Consider the following 19,625-nt stretch of genomic DNA (forward strand, 5'->3'; position numbering starts at 1 on the left):
ATGGATTTTGAGTTACAATATGAAAATCGGAATCGGGGAATTCCGACACCAAGAGAGGATGATTATAGAGTGAAGAAATGGTTGACAGTGATACTAGCCGTCTCACTTGTATGCGGAGGAGCAAGCTCTGCTGTAGCCTCAGGAAAAGTAAAAACCTATAAAAACTGTACAGAGCTGAACAAAGATTACCCCGGGGGCGTCGCCAGATCAGCAGATACGAAAAATGTAGGCGGCAAAACAAAATATAAGCCATTTGTCTCAAAGGCTTTGTATGATGCCAACAAAAAAAGCGACCGCGACAAAGACGGGATCGCTTGCGAAAAGTAATTATCATGCTATTAATCAATTAAACAGCCTTCAATGCCGCAGAGCATTGAAGGCTGTTTTTTTGTATGCTGCGACTGGCCGCTCTTAATTAACTTGTTTATCCTGCAGCCAACGCATTCGGTATACCTGCATCCCTGTCTGCCCCAGCTCCTCCAACAGGCCATAATTGGCCCACGCGCCCACAACGGCGCCTACCCCTGGAATCATTTGCAGCATCTTGCGAAAATCGATAGTATCGCGATACTCCTGCTGTAGCTGCCGCCAGTCAATCACGTCCGCTTTGGCTTCGCCGGGAGGCATCGCGGCCCGTCTGGCTGGCCAATCCTTGATTACATTGAGCAGTTCACGCTGCTTGTCAGGACTGGAGAAGGCCAGTTGAAAGATATATAAGACAAACAGCCGCTCCCGATAATCTCTCGTGGAATACCCATACACATGAGCAAGCTCAAATAAAAACTTGATCTTAATTCCAATGAGGACAGGAAAGTCCACAAAGCCCAACATGATGCCGCCAGCTCCGGTACCTGCGCCCTCTGCAGCCGCAATTTTCTTGTAACGGGAGATTAACGCTTCAGCTTGCGTGTCGCGATCCGCCAGACTCAGACGTTTCAGAGGCTCTTGCTTTGGAATATATTCCGCCGTGAACAAACTCGTCTTGACGATACCTTTGACGGACGCCGTCAAGGCTCCGTGGACCTTCTCGGGGATCCAACTGTTGATTTTCGTCGATAGCGATTTGGAGGCCCGCTCGAGCATTCCCTTTGGTTTTGTTAAATCCCGCTCCCACAGGCGCAGTCGCTTGGCGGTCTGCTCCTCATAGACTGTATATGTGCTCACCTGGCACCTCCAACGCAATGGATGTCAATTCCAGTCCATCGTACATCACAAGTTATTCGATCCCCGCTGCTTCGCGGACTAGCAGCGCTTCAAGCTCCTTCCGCTCGGGACCACTGACCTCCATCATCCCTGTGAGTACGGCGAGCAGACGTTCCCGGCTGGCTGACTCCAGCAACAGATCGAGCATGTGGGTAAAGGCACGTTTTTGTTCAGGGTTCAAGCGCGTGAACATCCGGGGCTCGATACGGTACAGCTCCTTGATGACTTGTTCCAGTTCCTCCTTGCGCTGACTGCTTCCAGAAGCCTCATCCAACGCCGGAAAAGCTTCGGAGGCTGCCAAATCTGCAATGACCGCTTCAGATGAGCTTTTCAAAAACGGCTTGCGCTTGCTATGAATCAATTGGTTGATCCCCTCCAGCAAAAATTGAAAGGGCTCGCTCTTGCGACTAAGACCGAAGGAAAGCTCCTGCTGGCCATACTGATCATGACTCATGAAATCAAAATGATCAAACAACCGGCTCCGAATATACACGCTGTGGTGGAAAGCATCGCCCTTGTTATTGAAGGTGGTCGGCTGCTTATGTCGCTCGTTACGGGCCGAATCCAGAAAGTACAAGCGTGAATATTCATTGTTGATGCGCTCTCGCCATCGGATGAACGTCACGGCAAACTTCGTTCGGGTTGGCTCATGCTCCAATTCAACGCGCGCCCGCTCAGCAATCAATTGCTCATAGTTTAACGGCTGTCCGTCCAGGAGAAGTTCGAAGCCACTGGCAGCGTGCAGCTCCAGAAACCAGCCAAACTCGCGAGCGAGATATGCTTCTAATTGATTCACGTTCAGTTCCCGGTGCAGGTGTTCAAAGACAACCTCCGTACCCAAGGTCTCAACGCTGACAACCGGTTCGGTCAAGGCATAGGTATCAATAGTCTCGGAAGCAATGCGAATGGTATAGCTTTTGTGAGTGAGTCCGTCTGTGTACGTCGTTTTCCATGTCGCTAGGGAAGCGAAGCTGTGGAAGGTCAAACGTCCAATCCCATTCTTGCCATGCATTGTCGAACTCATTCTTACTCGACTGCCCGGGTCAATCTGCTTCTCGGATTCATAGAAAATTTTGAACTTGTGCTCCAGCCCCTGCCTGCGAATCCCATGTCCATTGTCCTGAATAGAAATCCGTTCCAGCCCGCCAAGCTCGTTGCGTTCCATCGTTAATTCCACCCGGCTGGCATTGGCGTCGAATCCATTCCAGATGTACTCGGCAATCGCTTGCTGGCTATCGAACTTTTGCAGTGTCCGTTTAATCCCTCTTGGGGTGATTTGTACTTTTTCCACCGCTCCCACTCCCTCCCTGTTCCATCATTCATCTCGAAAAACTATATTTTAATTTTACCATACTCTCAAACCATAAAAGAAGCCGCAGCCTCCCGGATTCTGGAGTTGCGGCCAAGAAAAATACGTTATTCTGTTGCAGCCAGCGCGTCTGTCATGATCATATGCTCTGCCTTTTCGATTGCATCCTCTGGTGTCAGATCTGGGTGGTCGATTAGAATGCCATAACGCAAGCCATTTTCATCCCAGCTGATATGCCGAATCATCTCCATATACTGAGCATCAACTCCGCGAACCGTCATATTACCGTTCAGCTCAGCACCCTCAGGCGTCTCGAACACGGTGAGCGTCATCATCGGAACCCCATCCTCCAAGTAAGGGATGTTAATTTCCGTCCGGGACAACTCCCCTTCAAAGACATACCATTCCGCTTCTTGCTCCGCCTGCGCGGCATCGAAGATCAGGAATGGCTGTCCCAATGCTTCAGCAGCTTCTTGTACGGTTCCGCTATAGGTCGGGAATTGATCTTCCAGGGCAACAATTTCGACGCCCTCCGGCAAATCAAGGGAAAACACATCATCACTAAAGTCGGGATTAAAGGTCAGTTCCGAGTAGGTTGTCTCGGAGCGAAAATCTCCGGTTGAAGAGATCGCTTTGACGATGAACCACGTTTCTTGGTCAACCCAGAATTCCATATCTCCGAATAAAGAATCGTTTTTGTCTGCTGTTACCTTCAAATGATAGGCCTTGCCACCAAGTATGTCTTCTTCTCCAGCCACCTCATACGAATGAGTATCCTTGATTCGCTCCAATATGCCCGTCAGCATTTCTTTTTGGGTCTGGTTGCCAACCTCCTCCATACCGGCCAAATCAATCGACTGCGCCGTGTCGGCTCCCTCTTCATAGAGCAGGACCCGATCACTTTCACGAACTGAGTAGTGGACCTGATCGTCATTCATATGATCGGTCATTACGATCTTGCGTTGTCCTCCAAACTCTACATACTCTTCGAAGGTCGAATGCTCGGTTAATTCATCATTCAGATAGACTTTCATCTCTCCCTTGCCCTGATAGCTTGTCGTTTGATCCTCCGACTGCATGACATGGCTGATGATTTCTTCGGAGGAGGCTGTCAGGCTATTGCTGCACCCCGTAAGTAAAGTCGCAACTGCCAACGGGACGATGAACAAATGATTGATTTTTAACATGAGAATCTCTTCCTTTCCGGGATCCGGCACACAATAAGCGTACCGTAGTTTTCTATTGACCATAATCGGATGGCTCCGCCATGAAGCTCGACAAGTAATTTGGCTATACTCAGTCCAAGACCCGAGCTTCCGCCAGCTGTACGGGACGCTTCACCTTGAATGAAAGGCTCGAATATGGCATCGTGTAGGTCTTCAGGAATGCTCTCTCCATCGTTCTGGACGAGCAGTAGGGTATCGTTCTCGCGCCATGCCTCCAGTTCCTCAAGCAGGACTGTCCACACGTCAGGTGGGAGCGGTTGTCCGCTGCTGATAGCAGCCATCAGGATCTGGCCACCAGCAGGCGTATGCCGGATGGCATTGCTGACAAGATTGTCCGCGATGCGGATCATTTGCTTGACATCCACATCGTAGCTGCCGGTGATCTGCTGAAGGGTGACCAGTCGAACGCCTTTTTGGGCAGATGGTTCATCGTACCCTGAGAGCAGCATCTCGAACAGCTCCTCTCCTTCGACCTCAACCTGGTGAAGTCGGTTACTCGAAGCTTGCAGTGAGGCATACATCGATAGATCGTCAATCAGCTGCTGCATATAGTGAAGCTTGTCATTCAGGATGGCCTGATACTCTTTCTTCTCTTGCTCCGCGATCACCTTATCTCCCAGTAGCTCCTCGGTATACGCCCGAATGACGGTGAGCGGCGTCTTCAGATCATGAGAAAGGGCAGCCAACATCGTTTCTTTTTCTTTCTGCTGCGTTGCAATAGCCAACTGGGAACGTTCAATTTTATCCTTCATGTCTACGAAATGGAGCTGCAGCGCACCAATCTCATCCTTGGCAGGAGTTATCGGCTCTACCCTCCGCCCGTCCGCAAACGCGCTCATCTGCTTCTGCAAACGCAAGAGCGGCCGGTTTAGCTTGCGATGCAGCAGGTAGACGGCACCTGCGTAGAGCAGAAGAAGGAAGGCCCCCAGGGCACTGCCGATGACAACCGTATGATTCTGTACACCGCGCAGCCATGCATCCCTGCGGATTGTTATTTCATAGAAGCCCGCCAGCTGCCCATTCTCTGACACCACGGGCTGCTTCATTGTGTACGTCGTCAGATTTTTTTGCAGCTCGCTTACTTGACGATACAGTTGATTCACATTGACTCTGGTCCATCGGACCGTCGTAGAATCCTCTAGCGAGGAGAACAGAAGAATGCCGTCGTAACGATACAACCGAATCCAGGTAGAGTCGTCACTCAGCTCCCGGACAGCGTCATAGTTACCCTGAGACTGAAGGGTGTACAAGGAAGCATCATTTAACACCGATTCCAATGGATTAATCGTCTGCATGGCCTCCATATACTCCATGAGATCTTGTTCTCTGTCGTAGGCAGTCAACAAGCTATAGAGCAGGTAGAGCGCAAGCAGAGGAAGCACCATCACCACGATGTAACTGATCATCAGCCAGTGCCGGATTTTCATAGGATTTCTCCTATGAATCGGTAGCCCTCTCCCCACACCGTTTGAATGTAGGTTGCTGAACGAGTGCTATCCTTGAGCTTGGCCCTCAGACTCTTGATATGAACCGTTACCGTGGCGCTGCCATACTCATCCGTTTGCTGCCACACCTGCTCATAGAGTGCAGCTTTGGAGAATACCTCGAATGGATGCTTGGCCATTAGACTGAGCAGATCCCATTCCTTGGGGGTCAGCTGCAGCAGATCCCCAGCTAGCGAGACGCTCTTGGTTGCATAATCGATGCTTAAGCCGTGAGCATAGTGAGTTGGCTCAAGCGTGTGCGGATCCAGCCGGTACCGCCGGTATCTCCGCAGCTGAGAAGCGATGCGGGCGCTAAGCTCATCCAGGCTGAAGGGCTTGGTCACATAATCGTCAGCCCCGAGCTCAAGACCTTTGATTTTGCTGGCATCCTCCGACCTGGCACTCAGAATGACAAGCGGGACGTCCGACGCCTTGCGGATCGTCTTGCACAAGGTGAAGCCATCCATCTCGGGCAGCATGAGATCTATAAGAACGAGATCATACTCAGCCAGCTTGAAGTCTTCCCAGCCTTCGCGACCTGTCGAAGCCCATGCCACCCCGTATCCCTCTTTGCGCAGATGATCACATACGATCCGGGCGATCTCTCGGTCATCCTCCACCAGTAACAATTGTGCTCGCTCGCTCATATCCCTTATCGCTCCTCCCACGTTCTATTCTAGTTGGTATGGCCTGCCTTGGCCGAAACTTAATAAACACTTTATAAGTACTAAATACTCATAGTAACAAAAAAAGGCACCCTCCTGCATAGAGGGTGCCCAGCTTATAGACAATCCTATAAAAACACGCGTTTCATTTACTTGCGAAGTGGCTTTAGCGCGCCGCTCCATGCCACGACCTGGTCCAGCATCAGATTGATATTCGTCAGATGCAGCTCAGCAGGCTTGAATACGGTGAAATTCTCAAAATCGGTAAACAGCGATAAGGTCGGATGCGTCTTCACATCGGCAATAAGAAGCTCGCCCATGATTCCGCGCAGATGCTCAGCCGCCCGCGCACCACCGGTACTTCCATAGCTGACAATGCCGGCTGCTTTGTTGTTCCAAGGCTCACGGACATAATCCAGTGCATTCTTGAGCGCACCAGTGATACTGTGATTGTACTCTGCAACGATAAATACGAAGCCATCCAAACCGTTAATTTTGTCATTCCAGGCCGCAATGCCAGGCTCTTGGCCTGTACCTTCGCCTAACAGTGGCAGCTTATATTCTGCGATATCTACAATCTCATAGGCAGCATCTCCGCGTTGGTCAGCAATGCCTTTCACCCATTCTCCTACTTGTGGGCTGACGCGGCCTTGGCGTGTACTGCCCAGGACGATACCGATGTTCAATTTTTGATCCGTCATTTCATGCTCCTCCCTTTCATTCCACTCTGATGATAGGTGTGCATAGCCATAGGTTTTTCCAATCTATGGTTAGTATAACGTTCCCGTCTTCACATGAAAAGTAGGCACATTTATAGACCTTAGTATACTCTGTGATACTTAGACTGGAATGCGGTAACAGGCAACAGAGCTGACTTGCGTTCCTTTTGCTGAAGCAAACTCGTAATGATCGCTGAAGGCAACCGTGCCGCCATCGCTGGTCGTCCACGTTCCACTCGCAGCTCCAATTTTACCATGGGAAATGGCATGCTCAATTGCAATCTGCTCAACGCCTGCGACCGCTGCTGCTCCAGCTTGTCCGTTATTGGACGAGTGATCGCCAACTAACTGGATGGTGGCTTGCTCCGTGAGCCATTGCTCTAACTTTTCCTTATCACCGAGAATGAGAGCGATGGCTAGCTCCTCCACCAGCTGATTTTTGGGTGAATTACCGCACATGCCGCTGCGTTTAATTGTTGTCATGTCTGTGCCTCCTATGTACTTAACGTGTGTTCATTATAACAATCCTGAAGCAAGGAAGAAAATCGCCAATCCGTGCGTAAGCGTAGACGCGAGCACCCCATGCTTGATCCGAACCCAGGCGCATACCAGCCCTTCGTATAAAGTAAACAGAAGCACAGCAAATCCCAAATCCGTTACTGTCGAAGCTAAGAAGATGTGACCTGCGGCAAACAGGAGTCCCGATAGCAAGGCAGCACGCCAGGGGGTTGTCAGCGTTTCATAGTACCCTTGCAAATAACCTCGAAATAAGACCTCCTCCATTAGATTGCCTGCTAATGCCATGAACAGTAGCGATGCCAAAAGAGCTGTCGGCACGGATCCCCCGCGTAATGCCAGATCTGTCATGCCGTACAACACGGTAAACGGCGCTAGCACGAGGACTGCCCCAGCCAGCCCCATAAATAGAGAACGCCATTTGTTCGGACCGATCCACAGTATGTACTGTCTCATGGCTATATTCTTGTACACAAGGAATGCAGTTAACAGCAATGATACTAATCCTAGTGTTAGTAAAAGCCAACCATCCTCAGCAAAACGGACCCATAGCATATGTTCTGTTGTGCCGAAACGCCAATATCCCATGGGGGTCATCGCATCACGGACAAGAATAAATCCGAAAATCAGCAAGAAGATCCGGGAAGTCATTGATTTGCGCGGGAGCAATAAATAAGTAACGGTGAGCAACAGTATACCAGGGGTTATGCGCCAACAATACTCGATAAAGGTATCCACTATTCCGCCCCCTGCCCGCTTGATACAAGTGATCTTAATATTTGATTGGTGACTTGTTGCTTTAGATGATCTACATCGTCTGAGCCAAACGAAAGAGGCTGTTTCAATCGCACCAGGTCGGGATGACTCAGCATGGGGAATAGGCAGATAATCTGAATAATAGCCAGTGATACGAATAAACGGGGCTCCGTCTCCTGATGAAATTGGCCTCGCGCCATCCCCTCCTCGATCCAACCGACCATCACGGACTGAATACTGTTGTCGATTCGATCATAAATCTGATGAAGCGTCTTCCATCCGCTCACCATCTCCCACTGCATAAGAGCAATATAGTCCGGATGAGCCAGGCAATAGTCAAAATAAGCCCCCACAGCCGCCCTCACTTGCATCTCAGGATCACCTCCGTTGATGTTGCTCATCTGATGGAACATATGATTCATCTGATCCTCAAGTACGTGCTCATATAACCGATGCTTGTCACCATAGTAGTGATAGATCATACGTTTGTTCAAACCACTCTCATTGGCAATATCATCTACCCTTGCCCCCGCCAGACCGTGTGCAGCAAAATGCTTAGCCGCAGCTAGTGTGATTTGCTTTTGTGCATGAACAGGGTCTCGTTTCATCAAAAACACCTCCTCACAAGTAACTAACTAGATAGTTATTTTAGTGTAGCAGATAAGGAAAAGGTTGGCAACTCATAAAATCATCATCCGCCAATATATTGTAAAAAAAGATAAAGGTGGCTTTTGCATGTACAGTTATGGTTATCCGGCTTATCCTCCCGTCTATTGGAGGTCAGATCTGGCCTCTGCTTGGCCGTTGTCGGTCGTTGCGCTTAATCAGCATTCCTCACCTCCATCAACCCTTATTGGTCCGTAGAGTTTTGGAAAGCTATGTTATATGAGCACCTGGAGCTCTTAGCAACCGCAGTAGCTGCAAGGCTGGCTGGAAATTATGAAGAAAACATTGCGCTTGCTGATCCGATCGAACAACAGGCACTCGGCATGGCCGACGAAATGACAAAAGGCATCGTGCAGCAATTTCCAAACTTATTCATTGCCTGATAGGATGAACTGTGAGCCGCCGACATGCAGCAGTAGCTGGTACCGGCGGCTGATCGATTTTTTCAAGAAACCTCTATGGGGCGGTTGTGGGTATGACTATGTTCACACTGCGGCTCTCCTCCCATCACTTAACCTCCAGACCAAATGCAGCGGTGACGGTTCGGATCGGCATAAAGGTCAAGCCATTGTGTAAAATGGGTTGGTACACGGCATCCGCACGTTTTCCGTCAATCCACAGCTGGACATAGTTATTCTTGTTGGCTGTGACATTCTCCGGTTTGGTGCGGTTCAATACACTCTTCGTTGCGGAATGCCAGCTAACGGGCTCCTTCTCAAGAAAAAAAGAGCGTCGGCACCTTATGTGCCAACGCCAAAGTGGTCTTGCAGCCATTGCAAAGCAAACTTAGTAACAGACGACGTAACAGACGACGAAAATCTTACGCGTGAACGGCTTTCTTCCAATCTGCAGCAAACTTCTCGAGCCCTTGATCCGTCAGCGGATGCTTGGAGATCTGCTCGATGACTGCAAACGGTACAGTTGCGATGTGCGCGCCAGCCATGGCGACACGAGTAACATGGTCCGGATGACGAACAGAAGCGGCAATGATCTGCGTGTCCAGATTGTGCACACGGAACAGCTCAGCGACTTTATTGACAAGCAATACACCATCTTCGGAGATGTCATCCAAACGGCCCAGGAACGGCGATACATACGTAGCACCCGCACGAGCAGCAAGCAGGGCCTGATTAACAGTAAAGATGAGAGTAACGTTCGTTTTGACACCTTTTTTGGTTAGGTAGCGGCAAGCTTCCAAACCAGCCAGCGTCATCGGGAGCTTGATCGTGATGTTGTTGTCGTGGTTGTTGATCTTGATCAGTTCATCCGCTTGCGCGATCATCTCTTCAGCTGTTGTTACGTCCGGCGTCACTTCAGCCGACACGGACTCAACCTCAGGCACTTCCTTCAAGATCTCTTCGATCCGATCCTCGAACTTGATGCCTTCCTTGGCCACCAGGGACGGGTTGGTCGTCACACCGGAGAGCACGCCGATTTTGTAAGCTTTCTTAATGTCTTCCAAGTTAGCCGAATCGATAAAAAATTTCACAAGTAACAACCTCCATAAGTAGATGATTTGTCAATCTTGAAGCGAAATTCCTTTAGGCCATCTGGGCAGCTACAGCAGTCACAGTTGCAGGCTGCGATTGCTCTTCACTCTCGTCGAGCCACCACCGGAAACCGTCTCTGGCAAGCAACTCATGCGCTGCCGCAGGACCTGTGGAACCAGCCGGGTAAGAGTGAAGCGGTACTTCATCTGCTTTGAAAGCGTCCAGAATCGGTTGCACCCACTGCCAGGACAACTCAACCTCATCCCAGTGCGCAAAGAAGGTTGGATCACCGGCGACCGCGTCGCGAATCAGGCTCTCGTACGCTTCCGGCATATCCTCCGACTGCTCATGGAAATGAATTTGAATCGGCTTCATCTCTTCCTTGTCTTTCGGATCACGAGCATTCAATTGCAGGGTAATCCCTTCCTCAGGGCCGATGTCGAAGATGAGCAAATTCGGAATCTTGGAAGCTTGTGAAGACTTCGAGGATTGCTGCAGCGGCTCCTTGAATTCGATGACGATGCGTGTTGCCTTCTCCTGCATGCGCTTGCCGGTGCGAATGTAGAATGGCACGCCACGCCAGAAGTAATCATCGATCTGCAGCTTGGCAGCGACAAAGGTATCGTTCTTCGAAGAAGCCTCAATGCCCGGCTCCTCCGTATATCCGACAACCGCCTGTCCTTTCAGCTCGCCAGCTGCATATTGACCCCGTATAACCTGAGTGCCGACATCTTGCCGCTGTAGAGGCTCCAGTGCCTCCATGACTTTGCGCTTCTTGAAGCGAACTTGCTCAGCAGTGCTGCCTTTGGACAGTTGGCTGGTCAGCATCATCAAGAGCTGCAGCATGTGGTTCTGGAACATATCGCGGATGGCACCGGATTGGTCATAATAAGCAGCCCGGGTTTCTACGCCAACCGTCTCGCTGGCTGTGATCTGAACGTTGGCAATATAGCGGTTCGTCCACAGCGCGTGCAGAACTGGATTGTTCTGCTGCAGCACTTCGAGTTTCTGCACCATTGGCTTGCCAAGATAGTGATCAATCCGGTAAATCTCGTTCTCAGCAAAGGTCTGACTCAGCTTGGCGTTCAATGCTCGTGCAGACGGCAGATCGTAACCGAAAGGCTTCTCAATCACCAGTCGTTTCCAGCCTGACGTAGTCCCCAGTCCGCTTGCTTTAATATTCTCGGCAATCGGGCCAAAGAATTCTGGTCCGACGGACAAATAGAACAAACGGTTAGGCACAGCTCCCAGTGCTGCTTCCCGGGCTTCTACAAACTGCAGCAGATTGCTGTAATCTTCCGAACGCCCTACTTCCAGCACCCGGTAGTGAAACGACGCCAAAAATTGTTGCAATGCTGCTTCATCGGTTCCTTGTCTTCTTGAAAACTCGCGAAGCGACTTCTCGATATTGGCCCGAAACACATCATCCGGCACTTCCCGCCGGCCAAGACCAACCAAGGTGAATGCGCTCGGCAGCTTGCGGTCGAGAAATAAATTATATAAAGCAGGATAAATCTTGCGCTTGGCCAAATCTCCTGTCGCTCCGAACAAAACAAAGGTTGTCGGCTCCATGGTTCTCTCCCTCTCCTGCAGAACTCACGCTTCACGGGTCCAGTTCGAACTATTACGTGTCCTGGCCATAAATTCAATTCTTTGACGTAAGCTCTGGTTTGTTTATCGTAAGTACACTATAATATGAATATCTTCTATACATGTAATTAATATATTTTACAGGAGCTATAGACCCCATCTATGACCAATAATTATGAGCTATATAAAGTGTTTTATTTGGCTGCCAAGACAGGAAGTTTGACCCAAGCTGCAAAAGCGCTCTATCTGACCCAGCCGAGTGTCAGCCATGCCATTAAGCAGTTGGAGTCCAGCTTCGGGTTGCCCTTATTTACTCGTACTGCCAAAGGAGTGTCGCTTACGCAAGAAGGCGCGATGCTGTATTCCTATATTGAACAGTCCCAGATCCTGATCACCTTAGCCGAGGAGAAAATGGCTGCTCTCAAAAATCTCGACAGCGGCGAGCTGCGCATTGGCGGCAGTGACTCGCTGTTCAAGCATTATTTGTTGCCGCATCTGGAAGAATTCCATGCCCGGTACCCCGGCATCAAGCTCCATCTGAATCACGGGACAACCCCAGAGACAATCGCCTTTCTCAAAGAAGGGCGCATTGATCTCGGCGTCGTTCGGATGCCGATTGTTGATCCCCAGCTGGATGTCAGAGGCAGCTTTCAGCTACAGGACTGCTTCGTTGCAGGAGCTCGTTACTCGGAACTGCAGGACAAGGTTTTGTCGTTGGAGATGCTGATGCATTATCCGATCATCCTGTTCTCGCGCAACAGTCGGGTGCGTGTCGCCATCTCCGAGCTGGTGCAGAGCTATGGCTACAATCTCAAGCCGGATATCGAGGTCGGCAGCGTCGACCTGCTCATCGAATGCGCCCGCAGGGGGCTTGGGATTTCTTTCGTTACTCGCGAGTTTGTCTCCCGCGAGCTTGAAGAGGGCTCCCTCTTCGAAGTCCGGCTGGACGTGCCCATTCCAATCTCCCAGGTTGGCATCATGACGATGCGCAACATGCCATTATCTATTACGGCTCGGAAGTTTATTGAGTTGGTTCAGTAAGCACAACAAAGAGCTGTCCAGAGATCATCGTATCCGACTTCTGGACAGCCCCGGCTCAGGCTCTATATGTAACGCTCTATCCCATCTGTATTGGAAGCACCCCGGTTTGGCTCCTCCAACGAAACTTTCTTGCCTTACAGCAACCAATTACTCCTCACCAGGCGCTCCAACGAAACTTTCTTGCCTTACAGCAACCAATTACTCCACATCAGGCGTTCCAATGAAACTTTCTTGCCTTACAGCAGCCAGTTACTCCACATCAGGCGCTCCAACGAAAGTTTCTTGCCTTACAGCAACCAACTCACTCCTCACCAGCGTTCCAACGAAACTTTCTTGCCTTACAGTTCACACACAGCCCCCGCCCATCCCTGCTAGCTGACCTTGCGCTGCTTGGTCGATGCGCTAGCGGTGGATGGCTGGTCAGCGTACCTCTCTCGCGTCTATACGCACTTCCCCTTCGATGGTGACAGCGGCGGGATGACTGCCTAGGTTATAGTAGTATGAGCCTATTTCGGTACTCTTGCCGTCGGTATCGGTTCTTCCGTAGCTGTACAGGCTGGCCATGAATTGGTCCATGAAGTAAATGGACGGCTGCAAATTCGGCTTCACGCCCCAGGACTGCTCTCCGATCAAGTCCTCTTGCCACTTCAATCCGGCAAGCCCGTCCCCATTAATTTCGTAATAATTGTTCGTGCCTTTATTATGAGTAGTAAAACGTAGTGCTTCGCCTTCCGGGAAAACGTAGCTCGACCACCAGTAACCCTCACCGTGGACAAGTCTCATATTCGAACGGTTCACCTTGCCGGCCGTAGCCGCCAGATTTCGGGCCTCGGTGAGCTCTCCGCTCATGATCTTCTTGTATCTCTCTTCGCCCAGAGCTGAACGAATAACCACGTATTTATGCTCCGGATTATAGACGACCTTGACGCCGATCGATTCGCTCAGAAAGCGAAGCGGCACAAGAATGCGGCCTTCCTTCATGACAGCCGGCACATCCAGTTGAACCCGGTCGCCATTCACCAGCGCGGTCCGCTCCCCAGCTTTGATCTGCACTTCAGCTTGCGTGTCATTATTCTTGGCGTGTACCGTCCGCGTCTCCTGATTATAGTCCAGCGTCAGCCAGCCCTGCCCTTCCAGCAACCGAAGCTGAACCAAGGTACGCCCCTTCTCCAGAACAGCCTCGCCCCGATATTGGCTATTCACATAGACAGGTGTTCCCGCAAAGACCGGGCTTGCCCAGGTTAGCAGGACACTGCCCAACACCACAGCTGCTGCTGCTTGCTTGAACTTCTTTTTCATTGTCGCCACCTCAACTAGTATAATTTTACACTAATGTTGACGTGTTCCAATCAAAAAAGTTGCGTCCTCCGTCCATTCTCCCACCAGATAAGTTTGGCGCTCTCAACTCCCGTGCTGTGACTAGTGCCGTACCTTCGCCATCTCGCCCTTAAAGACAAAAGTACAATTAATAGTCCACGATTCTAGCTGTGTAGCGATGATAAAGTCAAAAGTACAACTAATTCGCTTGTTTATTGAAATATCTGGAGATTTATGCGAGATTAATCGCATTTTTGTCCTTACGAAGCGGATTATCAGCACTATGGCTAGTTTTAACTGTACTTTTGACCTTAGTAGCAGGTGGCTACTCACATCTCTCCATAAGTATCACCTATCCACTCAATCCAGGCACAGTATACCTCAACCACACAGACTGCGAGGATGCGGCGCTCTGCCATCATGCGGCGTCTTGCCATCTTGTAGCGCTACGTTGATGGGGTACTCTGCCATCACGCGGCGTACTACCATGATGAAGGCGCTCTGCCATCTTGCGACGTCCTACCATGATGAGCCACCCTGCCATCACGCGGCGGCTAGAACATAAAAAGCCGCCACGGCATCGGAGATACCGATGCGTGGCGGCCCGCTATTAAGGCAACTACTCCACTGCTTAAGCTTATGCCAATGGCAGCTTCACTGTTACTTGATACGTAGCGCCCTCACGGAGATTGCGCAGGATGCCGTCGGCCAGCAACTGTCCATCCACATGGACTTCCGTTGCTGTTACGCCAGCTTCGCGCTTGTACTCCACCTGCAGCGTTACGCCGCGGAACGAACGTGTGACGCGAGCGGTGCTCCAGTCTCCCGGCAGCTGTGGTTGGATCCGGATGCCCTCTGGTGTACCCTGCAAGCCAAACAATCCGTCGATCAGGCAGCGATATACCCATGGCACAGTACCTGTATTGAACAGATGGCTGGAACGCCCTGCTGTGTGCGGATATTGACGGTAAGCGCCACGGTAGTAGTTCGGAATGAAGACCGGCAGTTGACCGCGCTGCAGCAAGTCCTGTTCGTCCGGGCCAGGCAGCATCTTGCGCAGCACCCGGTAGGCACTGTCCTGCTCGCCAGCCACATAGAGCGCATAGATATAGAAAGCGGAAGCGTGATTGTAGACAGCCCCGTTCTCTGCGCTGCCCGGATGCTTCTGGGTTACCCGTCCGACATCCTCACGCATAGCCGTGAAGGAAGGGGCCAGCTTCTCCACGCCGTAAGGTGATTCCAGCTGTTCCTCGACGGCTTGAATCAGTTTACGGCTCTTCTCTTCATCTGCCGCGCCACTCATCAAGGACCAGCTCTGCGGATTAATGTAGATACGTCCCTCAACATCCGTGCTCACGCCGAAGGTGACATTATCATCCGTAATCCCTCTCGCATACCAGTTGCCGTCCCACAGATAACGGTTAGCGACTTCGTTCGTCTCTTCGGCCATCTCGCGGAAGACTGCCGCTTCCTCTAAGCGTCCATGACGCTCGCTGATGGCTGCCCACACCTTGAAGCCATAAGCGGAGGCGATTGTCAGCCAGCCGGACACGCCGCGGCCTTTGTAGCCCACCATGTTCATCGGGTCGCACCAGTCGCCCTGGTTGATATAATTCAGGCCCCGCTCGTCTCTTGCCTTGGCCAACCAGCGCATCGCACGTGTGACGTGCTCATATACCGAAGCCTTCTCATCGGAGTCCGCGAACGGAATCTCTTCATCTAGAATGCTGTAATCATTGGTTTCATCAAGATAGGTGTCCAGACAGATCGGCAGCCACACATTATGATCCATGTGAGGAACCTGGTTAATGTACTTCAGTTCCGCATCCTTGTGCAGAATAATGCCATCGGGCATGGAGCCGCTGACTTCCTGCTGCTTGAGCGCTGTCAGGAAAGCCTCTCTGGCAATGGAGGGTTGAATATAACTCATACCCATATTATCCTGCAGGTAGTTGCGGGTCTGCGGATCTGTCGTTAAGCGGTTCGTCTTGCCATGGTAGAACAGCTGGCGCGGAAGCCACTCATTGACAAAATTGTCGAGAGCGCTGTCCGGCGTCTCGATTTCCAGACATCCCTGTCCCTCATTCACATAGGCTGCATACTCTTGCTTACTCGCGGCAAAGCCATCCTGGGTACCAAAATAGGTGCTGCGGATGCCTGCGATTTCATCCTCGGTCTTGGCCGGTCCGAACAGGAAACGATACTGCTCCTCGCCATCCGCATCCAGCGCGAGCCGGTATTGCAGGACAGCTACTGGTGTCTCGTAACGAGCTTCACCGTTGCCGAGCAGTTCCTGAGTGACGGCAGAAGGCATGACGATGCCACCTTCACCCTCAAATTGCTCATGATTGACTTCCCAGGCATCAGGCTGACGATCATGCAGCAAGAATGTTTTATCCTTCAACTCTTTAATTTTGCTGTAATCCTGATATTTCTGATACGGCGTCACAGAAGAGCATACAATCGCTTGCAGCTGTTCATTATATTCAGCCGATTGATTCATCCAGGACATGTAGCCGACCGTAAAATAAGGATAAATGCTCAGCTTGCGTGTACGGCCGCTGGTATTCCGAACCTTGATCTCCCACTGCTCGATCGGATCATGCTTGGGTAGGCTCAGACGCATCTCGATCTCGACATCGAGACAGCGTACTGTCCAGTACAGATCATGCTTGCCAACTGCAAAGGTATAATGATCCGCTTGCTTCCGGACAGGCTCATAAGGTGCGGAGAACACTTCGCCGCTTTCCTCGTCCTTGATATAAACAAACCGCCCCGGATGATGGGCGTAATATGGCTGCTCCGGTTGCATAAACGTCTTGGCTTCCAGGTTGGGAGCATGTGAATATTTAGCCGGCTCCGGTTGCATGAATTGGGCTACCGCATAACCTCTGCAATTCATATGGATCATCATCGTCTCATTCCACAAGAAGCCGGAGGCCTTGGGCATCGCAGTGGGGCTGTACAATTCGTAATACTGCTTGTCTTCCGTTGCTTTCACTATCATTTCAGCGTCTTCCCCTCTTTCATTGGTTTATTCCTTCCCTCTTGAACACTTGTCATTATAACATGTTTGATTTTCAGAAAACTACACTTGTATGCCAGACAACACCAAAAAGCCCGCTGCTCTCGCAGGGGCCATTTGGATTCGTTCTTTTGTCAATGCTGCATGTCCACAAGCCCAGGACTATGCTCATTCGGCATCTCCGGCATCATGGGTACCGGGAAGCCTTCCGGCGGCTGGGTCACTTGTAATTCGCCGCCGTTGCGGCTCGGAGTCATGCCGCTGAATATCTCGGCAATCCGCGTTTCATCGAGACGAAAGTTAAACTGGGCGTTGTGATAGCCCATCTCCACATATTTGCGGCATTCCGGATACTTGTTAATATCATAATTGGGCACCGGAAATGCTTTGCCCCAATCCACTCCGAGCGTTTCCAGTGCTTTGGCAAAAGCGTTCTGGTGAGCATTGTCCCGCACAATCAGGAAGCCCAGCGTTTCACGGAAGGTTTTGTTGTTACTCATCTCATAAATTCTCGTTTTTTGCAGGACGCCGGTCGATTCCAGCACGACGTTGTTCAGCATATCCGCGATCAGATTACCATGGCTGTATACCCAGGATGCGTTCCATGGATTACCACCAGCATCGACTGGTAATGAGCTCTGAGCGCCCATGATATAATGATGGGGATTGGCATGCTTGATTGCTTCATTCAACGGGGCTTGATCGGCACCGGAATTGCCCGCCGAGTTCGTCTCGCCAGAACCGTTTAACAATTGATTTATGGTAGACTGCACCAACTCCACATGAGCGATCTCTTCAAGGAATACGCCTCGCAGTAAATCTCGATAGGCTTTCTCTTTTCCTCTGAAGTTGGAGCTTTGGAAGAAATACTGCATCATCGTACGCATCTCGCCGAATTGTCCGCCTAATGCTTCTTGCAGAACTTTTGCGGCAGAGGGGTCCGGCTGATCCGGTTACATGATGTTGATTAATTCTTCTTTGTAATAATACATCGTTTCATTTCCTCCTTTGGATTTCCTGCGTATGTCTAACCTTTCACTAATGAGTGTTCTTGATATAAGGCGGTAGCGCAATCTTGTCAAAATGAGCAGACAGCTCGCTTAGGCCTGCCGTCAGCTCTTGCCCGGACGATGCTCGTCCGTGACCACAGATGGCGATAGCCGGCTGTAACTCCGCCAACGCCTCGACAGAACGTCTGGCAGCCGCCCAATCGGCTGTAAAATAACGCGGCGGACCACTAAACTCCAGCTCCTGCGTAATTACATGGTAGATCGACTCTTGCTTGACGGTAACAAAGGCATCTCCGGCGATCAACACGCCATCCCGTTCACGGAACAGCGAGATATGGCCTGCGGTATGCCCCGGTGTATGAATCCAGCGCCAGTCCTTAAGTCCAGGCACTGAACCGTCGGTGGGCAGCACTTGTACCGCATGCTTGAGATCAATCGGCTCATTGGGAAACAGGACAGCCATCGCTGGAACCAGTCCTCCCCCAGCGGCTGTGTCGGCAGGCGCATAGCCCTGCTTGCCCGTTAGAAATGGGAGCTCCTGCGCATGGGCATACACAGGTACTTGCCAGTGCTCGACAAGTTCAATTACAGCCCCCACATGGTCAAAGTGGCCATGTGTAAGCAAGATAGAGCTAGGACGGGCATCGGTACCGAACACTTCCTCGGTGGCACGAATGATTGCATCAGCCGACCCTGGCATTCCGGCATCTACGAGCACCCAGTCTGCGGAATCCGTCGCTTGAATATAAGCAACATTGACGATGTGGACGGCTTGACACCATACCCCCTCGGCTTCTTGTGTTACTTCTCCGCTGCGCAGGGAAGTCAGGGGGAGTTCACGGTAATCCTCGCCATAAGACATCTCATGATTCATCGTAAAACCCCTTCCAATTGAAACAGACCTGCCCTAGTTTGCCCGTTGCCCATGCTTACCTATACGCATCCTTCTTCACAAGGAGCAGACCAACAATAGGCAGCATAAGTAAAGCTGAAAATGCCACGCTATTATGGATTCAACTAACTAAGGAGGTTGTGACAAATGGGGATTTTGAGCGGCAATCCGAAGGAAGAACCTCTGCATTATGGCGAAATATTCGAAATATGGACGATGTCAACAGCAGCCAAAGGCGTTCTCTCCAGTTATGAGACTTTTCTAAATCATGCGGGTGATGAAGATTTAAAGGACATTCTGCATGACCTGATTCAACAGGCTAATGAAGATATCAAAAACTGCGACAAGTTATTAATGGATGCTGAATTAATCCCCCCTCCCGGCATGCCAAGTAAGCCCAAGGCAAGGTTGGAGGACATTCCGCTAGGCGCTCGTTTCAGTGATGCAGAAATTGCGGCCACAATCAGTGCAGGTAATGCGGCCGGTCTGGTATTCTGCAGCCACGGCATGGGCATCAGTATCCGGGAGGATGTTGGCGCAATGTTTACTAAGTGTCATGCCTTGAAAACCGGACTTGGCGTACGCCTGTTAAAAATGATGAAAGAGAAAAGCTGGTTGGTTCCTCCTCCACTTCATATGCACAAAGCGGAATTAGTCGAAGCTTAATTGGAAGCCCCGGATCTGGCTGTCCGGGGCTTTTCCCTGTAGATTCTACA

The 19,625-nt window shown here is 50.8% G+C and carries 19 protein-coding genes and 1 pseudogene; 4 read left to right on the forward strand and 16 right to left on the reverse strand.

What is annotated here, in order from left to right; translation table 11 throughout:
- Positions 1 to 69 precede the first annotated feature (69 nt).
- Positions 70 to 327, forward strand: a complete 258-nt coding sequence (locus F556_RS0100730) for an excalibur calcium-binding domain-containing protein (protein ID WP_020614958.1) — start codon at positions 70 to 72, stop codon at positions 325 to 327.
- An 84-nt stretch (positions 328 to 411) separates the two neighbouring features.
- Here the strand turns inward: F556_RS0100730 and F556_RS0100735 are convergent, their stop codons facing one another.
- The 9 genes from F556_RS0100735 to F556_RS0100775 all read right to left on the reverse strand — a co-directional run bounded on the left by F556_RS0100735 (position 412) and on the right by F556_RS0100775 (position 8,486).
- Positions 412 to 1,164 carry an EcsC family protein gene (locus F556_RS0100735; protein WP_020614959.1) on the reverse strand — a complete coding sequence of 251 codons (753 nt, stop codon included), beginning with the start codon at positions 1,162 to 1,164 and terminating at the stop codon, positions 412 to 414.
- 52 nt (positions 1,165 to 1,216) lie between these two features.
- Positions 1,217 to 2,494 (reverse strand): ATP-binding protein, encoded by a 1,278-nt coding sequence (locus F556_RS0100740; protein WP_020614960.1) that lies wholly within the window; start codon positions 2,492 to 2,494, stop codon positions 1,217 to 1,219.
- Positions 2,495 to 2,619: 125 nt separating this feature from the next.
- Positions 2,620 to 3,699, reverse strand: a complete 1,080-nt coding sequence (locus F556_RS0100745) for a LolA family protein (protein ID WP_020614961.1) — start codon at positions 3,697 to 3,699, stop codon at positions 2,620 to 2,622.
- Positions 3,693 to 5,165 carry an ATP-binding protein gene (locus F556_RS0100750; RefSeq protein ID WP_020614962.1) on the reverse strand — a complete coding sequence of 491 codons (1,473 nt, stop codon included), beginning with the start codon at positions 5,163 to 5,165 and terminating at the stop codon, positions 3,693 to 3,695. Before F556_RS0100750 ends, F556_RS0100745 begins: the two co-directional genes overlap by 7 nt.
- On the reverse strand, positions 5,162 to 5,869 hold the full coding sequence (locus tag F556_RS0100755; RefSeq protein ID WP_020614963.1) for a response regulator transcription factor: 708 nt from the start codon (positions 5,867 to 5,869) through the stop codon (positions 5,162 to 5,164). Before F556_RS0100755 ends, F556_RS0100750 begins: the two co-directional genes overlap by 4 nt.
- A 167-nt stretch (positions 5,870 to 6,036) precedes the next feature.
- A complete protein-coding gene (locus F556_RS0100760; protein ID WP_020614964.1) occupies positions 6,037 to 6,588 on the reverse strand; it encodes an NADPH-dependent FMN reductase in 552 nt (183 codons plus the stop codon).
- 138 nt (positions 6,589 to 6,726) lie between these two features.
- The gene (locus F556_RS0100765) at positions 6,727 to 7,089 is read right to left on the reverse strand and encodes a hypothetical protein (protein ID WP_020614965.1); all 363 of its coding nucleotides are present in this window, start codon (positions 7,087 to 7,089) and stop codon (positions 6,727 to 6,729) included.
- Between the two features lie 33 nt (positions 7,090 to 7,122).
- On the reverse strand, positions 7,123 to 7,860 hold the full coding sequence (locus F556_RS0100770) for a CPBP family intramembrane glutamic endopeptidase (RefSeq protein WP_020614966.1): 738 nt from the start codon (positions 7,858 to 7,860) through the stop codon (positions 7,123 to 7,125).
- Positions 7,860 to 8,486 carry a TetR/AcrR family transcriptional regulator gene (locus F556_RS0100775; protein WP_020614967.1) on the reverse strand — a complete coding sequence of 209 codons (627 nt, stop codon included), beginning with the start codon at positions 8,484 to 8,486 and terminating at the stop codon, positions 7,860 to 7,862. The genes F556_RS0100770 and F556_RS0100775 overlap by 1 nt, the downstream gene beginning before the upstream one ends.
- Before the next feature lie 270 nt (positions 8,487 to 8,756).
- On the opposite strand from F556_RS0100775, the gene F556_RS37540 reads away from it, so the two are divergent.
- Positions 8,757 to 8,927, forward strand: coding sequence for a hypothetical protein (locus F556_RS37540; RefSeq protein ID WP_020614968.1), 171 nt, complete (start codon positions 8,757 to 8,759; stop codon positions 8,925 to 8,927).
- A 124-nt stretch (positions 8,928 to 9,051) separates the two neighbouring features.
- Here F556_RS37540 and F556_RS39200 read toward each other — a convergent pair whose 3' ends face one another.
- The 3 genes from F556_RS39200 to zwf form a co-directional block, all read right to left on the reverse strand.
- On the reverse strand, positions 9,052 to 9,219 hold the full coding sequence (locus tag F556_RS39200; protein WP_020614969.1) for a hypothetical protein: 168 nt from the start codon (positions 9,217 to 9,219) through the stop codon (positions 9,052 to 9,054).
- Positions 9,220 to 9,364: 145 nt separating this feature from the next.
- Entirely contained in the window at positions 9,365 to 10,033 is a 669-nt protein-coding gene (gene fsa, locus F556_RS0100790; protein WP_020614970.1) for a fructose-6-phosphate aldolase, read from the reverse strand.
- A 52-nt stretch (positions 10,034 to 10,085) separates the two neighbouring features.
- A complete protein-coding gene (gene zwf, locus F556_RS0100795; RefSeq protein WP_020614971.1) occupies positions 10,086 to 11,606 on the reverse strand; it encodes a glucose-6-phosphate dehydrogenase in 1,521 nt (506 codons plus the stop codon).
- Positions 11,607 to 11,786: 180 nt separating this feature from the next.
- On the opposite strand from zwf, the gene F556_RS0100800 reads away from it, so the two are divergent.
- A complete protein-coding gene (locus tag F556_RS0100800) occupies positions 11,787 to 12,665 on the forward strand; it encodes a LysR family transcriptional regulator (protein ID WP_020614972.1) in 879 nt (292 codons plus the stop codon).
- Between the two features lie 420 nt (positions 12,666 to 13,085).
- Here F556_RS0100800 and F556_RS0100805 read toward each other — a convergent pair whose 3' ends face one another.
- From F556_RS0100805 to F556_RS0100820, 4 genes and pseudogenes are all read right to left on the reverse strand, one after another.
- Positions 13,086 to 13,964, reverse strand: coding sequence for a copper amine oxidase N-terminal domain-containing protein (locus F556_RS0100805; protein WP_020614973.1), 879 nt, complete (start codon positions 13,962 to 13,964; stop codon positions 13,086 to 13,088).
- A 655-nt stretch (positions 13,965 to 14,619) separates the two neighbouring features.
- Positions 14,620 to 16,989, reverse strand: a complete 2,370-nt coding sequence (locus F556_RS0100810; protein ID WP_020614974.1) for a GH36-type glycosyl hydrolase domain-containing protein — start codon at positions 16,987 to 16,989, stop codon at positions 14,620 to 14,622.
- A 152-nt stretch (positions 16,990 to 17,141) separates the two neighbouring features.
- Positions 17,142 to 17,999 (reverse strand): annotated as a pseudogene (locus F556_RS32980) (manganese catalase family protein).
- Between the two features lie 46 nt (positions 18,000 to 18,045).
- A complete protein-coding gene (locus F556_RS0100820; RefSeq protein ID WP_020614976.1) occupies positions 18,046 to 18,891 on the reverse strand; it encodes an MBL fold metallo-hydrolase in 846 nt (281 codons plus the stop codon).
- 165 nt (positions 18,892 to 19,056) lie between these two features.
- Between F556_RS0100820 and F556_RS0100825 the strand changes: the two genes are divergently transcribed.
- A complete protein-coding gene (locus F556_RS0100825; protein WP_020614977.1) occupies positions 19,057 to 19,575 on the forward strand; it encodes a DUF3231 family protein in 519 nt (172 codons plus the stop codon).
- The last annotated feature ends 50 nt before the right edge of the window (positions 19,576 to 19,625 follow it).

The organism is Paenibacillus daejeonensis DSM 15491, from assembly GCF_000378385.1.
GTDB classification, from domain to species: Bacteria; Bacillota; Bacilli; order Paenibacillales; family Paenibacillaceae; genus Paenibacillus_D; species Paenibacillus_D daejeonensis.

Excerpts from the sequence above, each read along its gene's own strand:
- F556_RS0100775 (WP_020614967.1), bottom strand. The coding sequence starts at position 8,486 with ATGAAACGAGACCCTGTTCATGCACAAAAGCAAATCACACTAGCTGCG.
- F556_RS0100800 (WP_020614972.1), top strand. The coding sequence starts at position 11,787 with ATGACCAATAATTATGAGCTATATAAAGTGTTTTATTTGGCTGCCAAG.
- F556_RS0100750 (WP_020614962.1), bottom strand. The coding sequence starts at position 5,165 with ATGAAAATCCGGCACTGGCTGATGATCAGTTACATCGTGGTGATGGTG.
- F556_RS37540 (WP_020614968.1), top strand. The coding sequence starts at position 8,757 with ATGTTATATGAGCACCTGGAGCTCTTAGCAACCGCAGTAGCTGCAAGG.
- F556_RS0100805 (WP_020614973.1), bottom strand. The coding sequence starts at position 13,964 with ATGAAAAAGAAGTTCAAGCAAGCAGCAGCAGCTGTGGTGTTGGGCAGT.
- F556_RS0100810 (WP_020614974.1), bottom strand. The coding sequence starts at position 16,989 with ATGATAGTGAAAGCAACGGAAGACAAGCAGTATTACGAATTGTACAGC.
- F556_RS0100755 (WP_020614963.1), bottom strand. The coding sequence starts at position 5,869 with ATGAGCGAGCGAGCACAATTGTTACTGGTGGAGGATGACCGAGAGATC.
- F556_RS0100820 (WP_020614976.1), bottom strand. The coding sequence starts at position 18,891 with ATGAATCATGAGATGTCTTATGGCGAGGATTACCGTGAACTCCCCCTG.
- F556_RS0100745 (WP_020614961.1), bottom strand. The coding sequence starts at position 3,699 with ATGTTAAAAATCAATCATTTGTTCATCGTCCCGTTGGCAGTTGCGACT.
- F556_RS0100825 (WP_020614977.1), top strand. The coding sequence starts at position 19,057 with ATGGGGATTTTGAGCGGCAATCCGAAGGAAGAACCTCTGCATTATGGC.
- F556_RS0100760 (WP_020614964.1), bottom strand. The coding sequence starts at position 6,588 with ATGACGGATCAAAAATTGAACATCGGTATCGTCCTGGGCAGTACACGC.
- zwf (WP_020614971.1), bottom strand. The coding sequence starts at position 11,606 with ATGGAGCCGACAACCTTTGTTTTGTTCGGAGCGACAGGAGATTTGGCC.
- F556_RS0100765 (WP_020614965.1), bottom strand. The coding sequence starts at position 7,089 with ATGACAACAATTAAACGCAGCGGCATGTGCGGTAATTCACCCAAAAAT.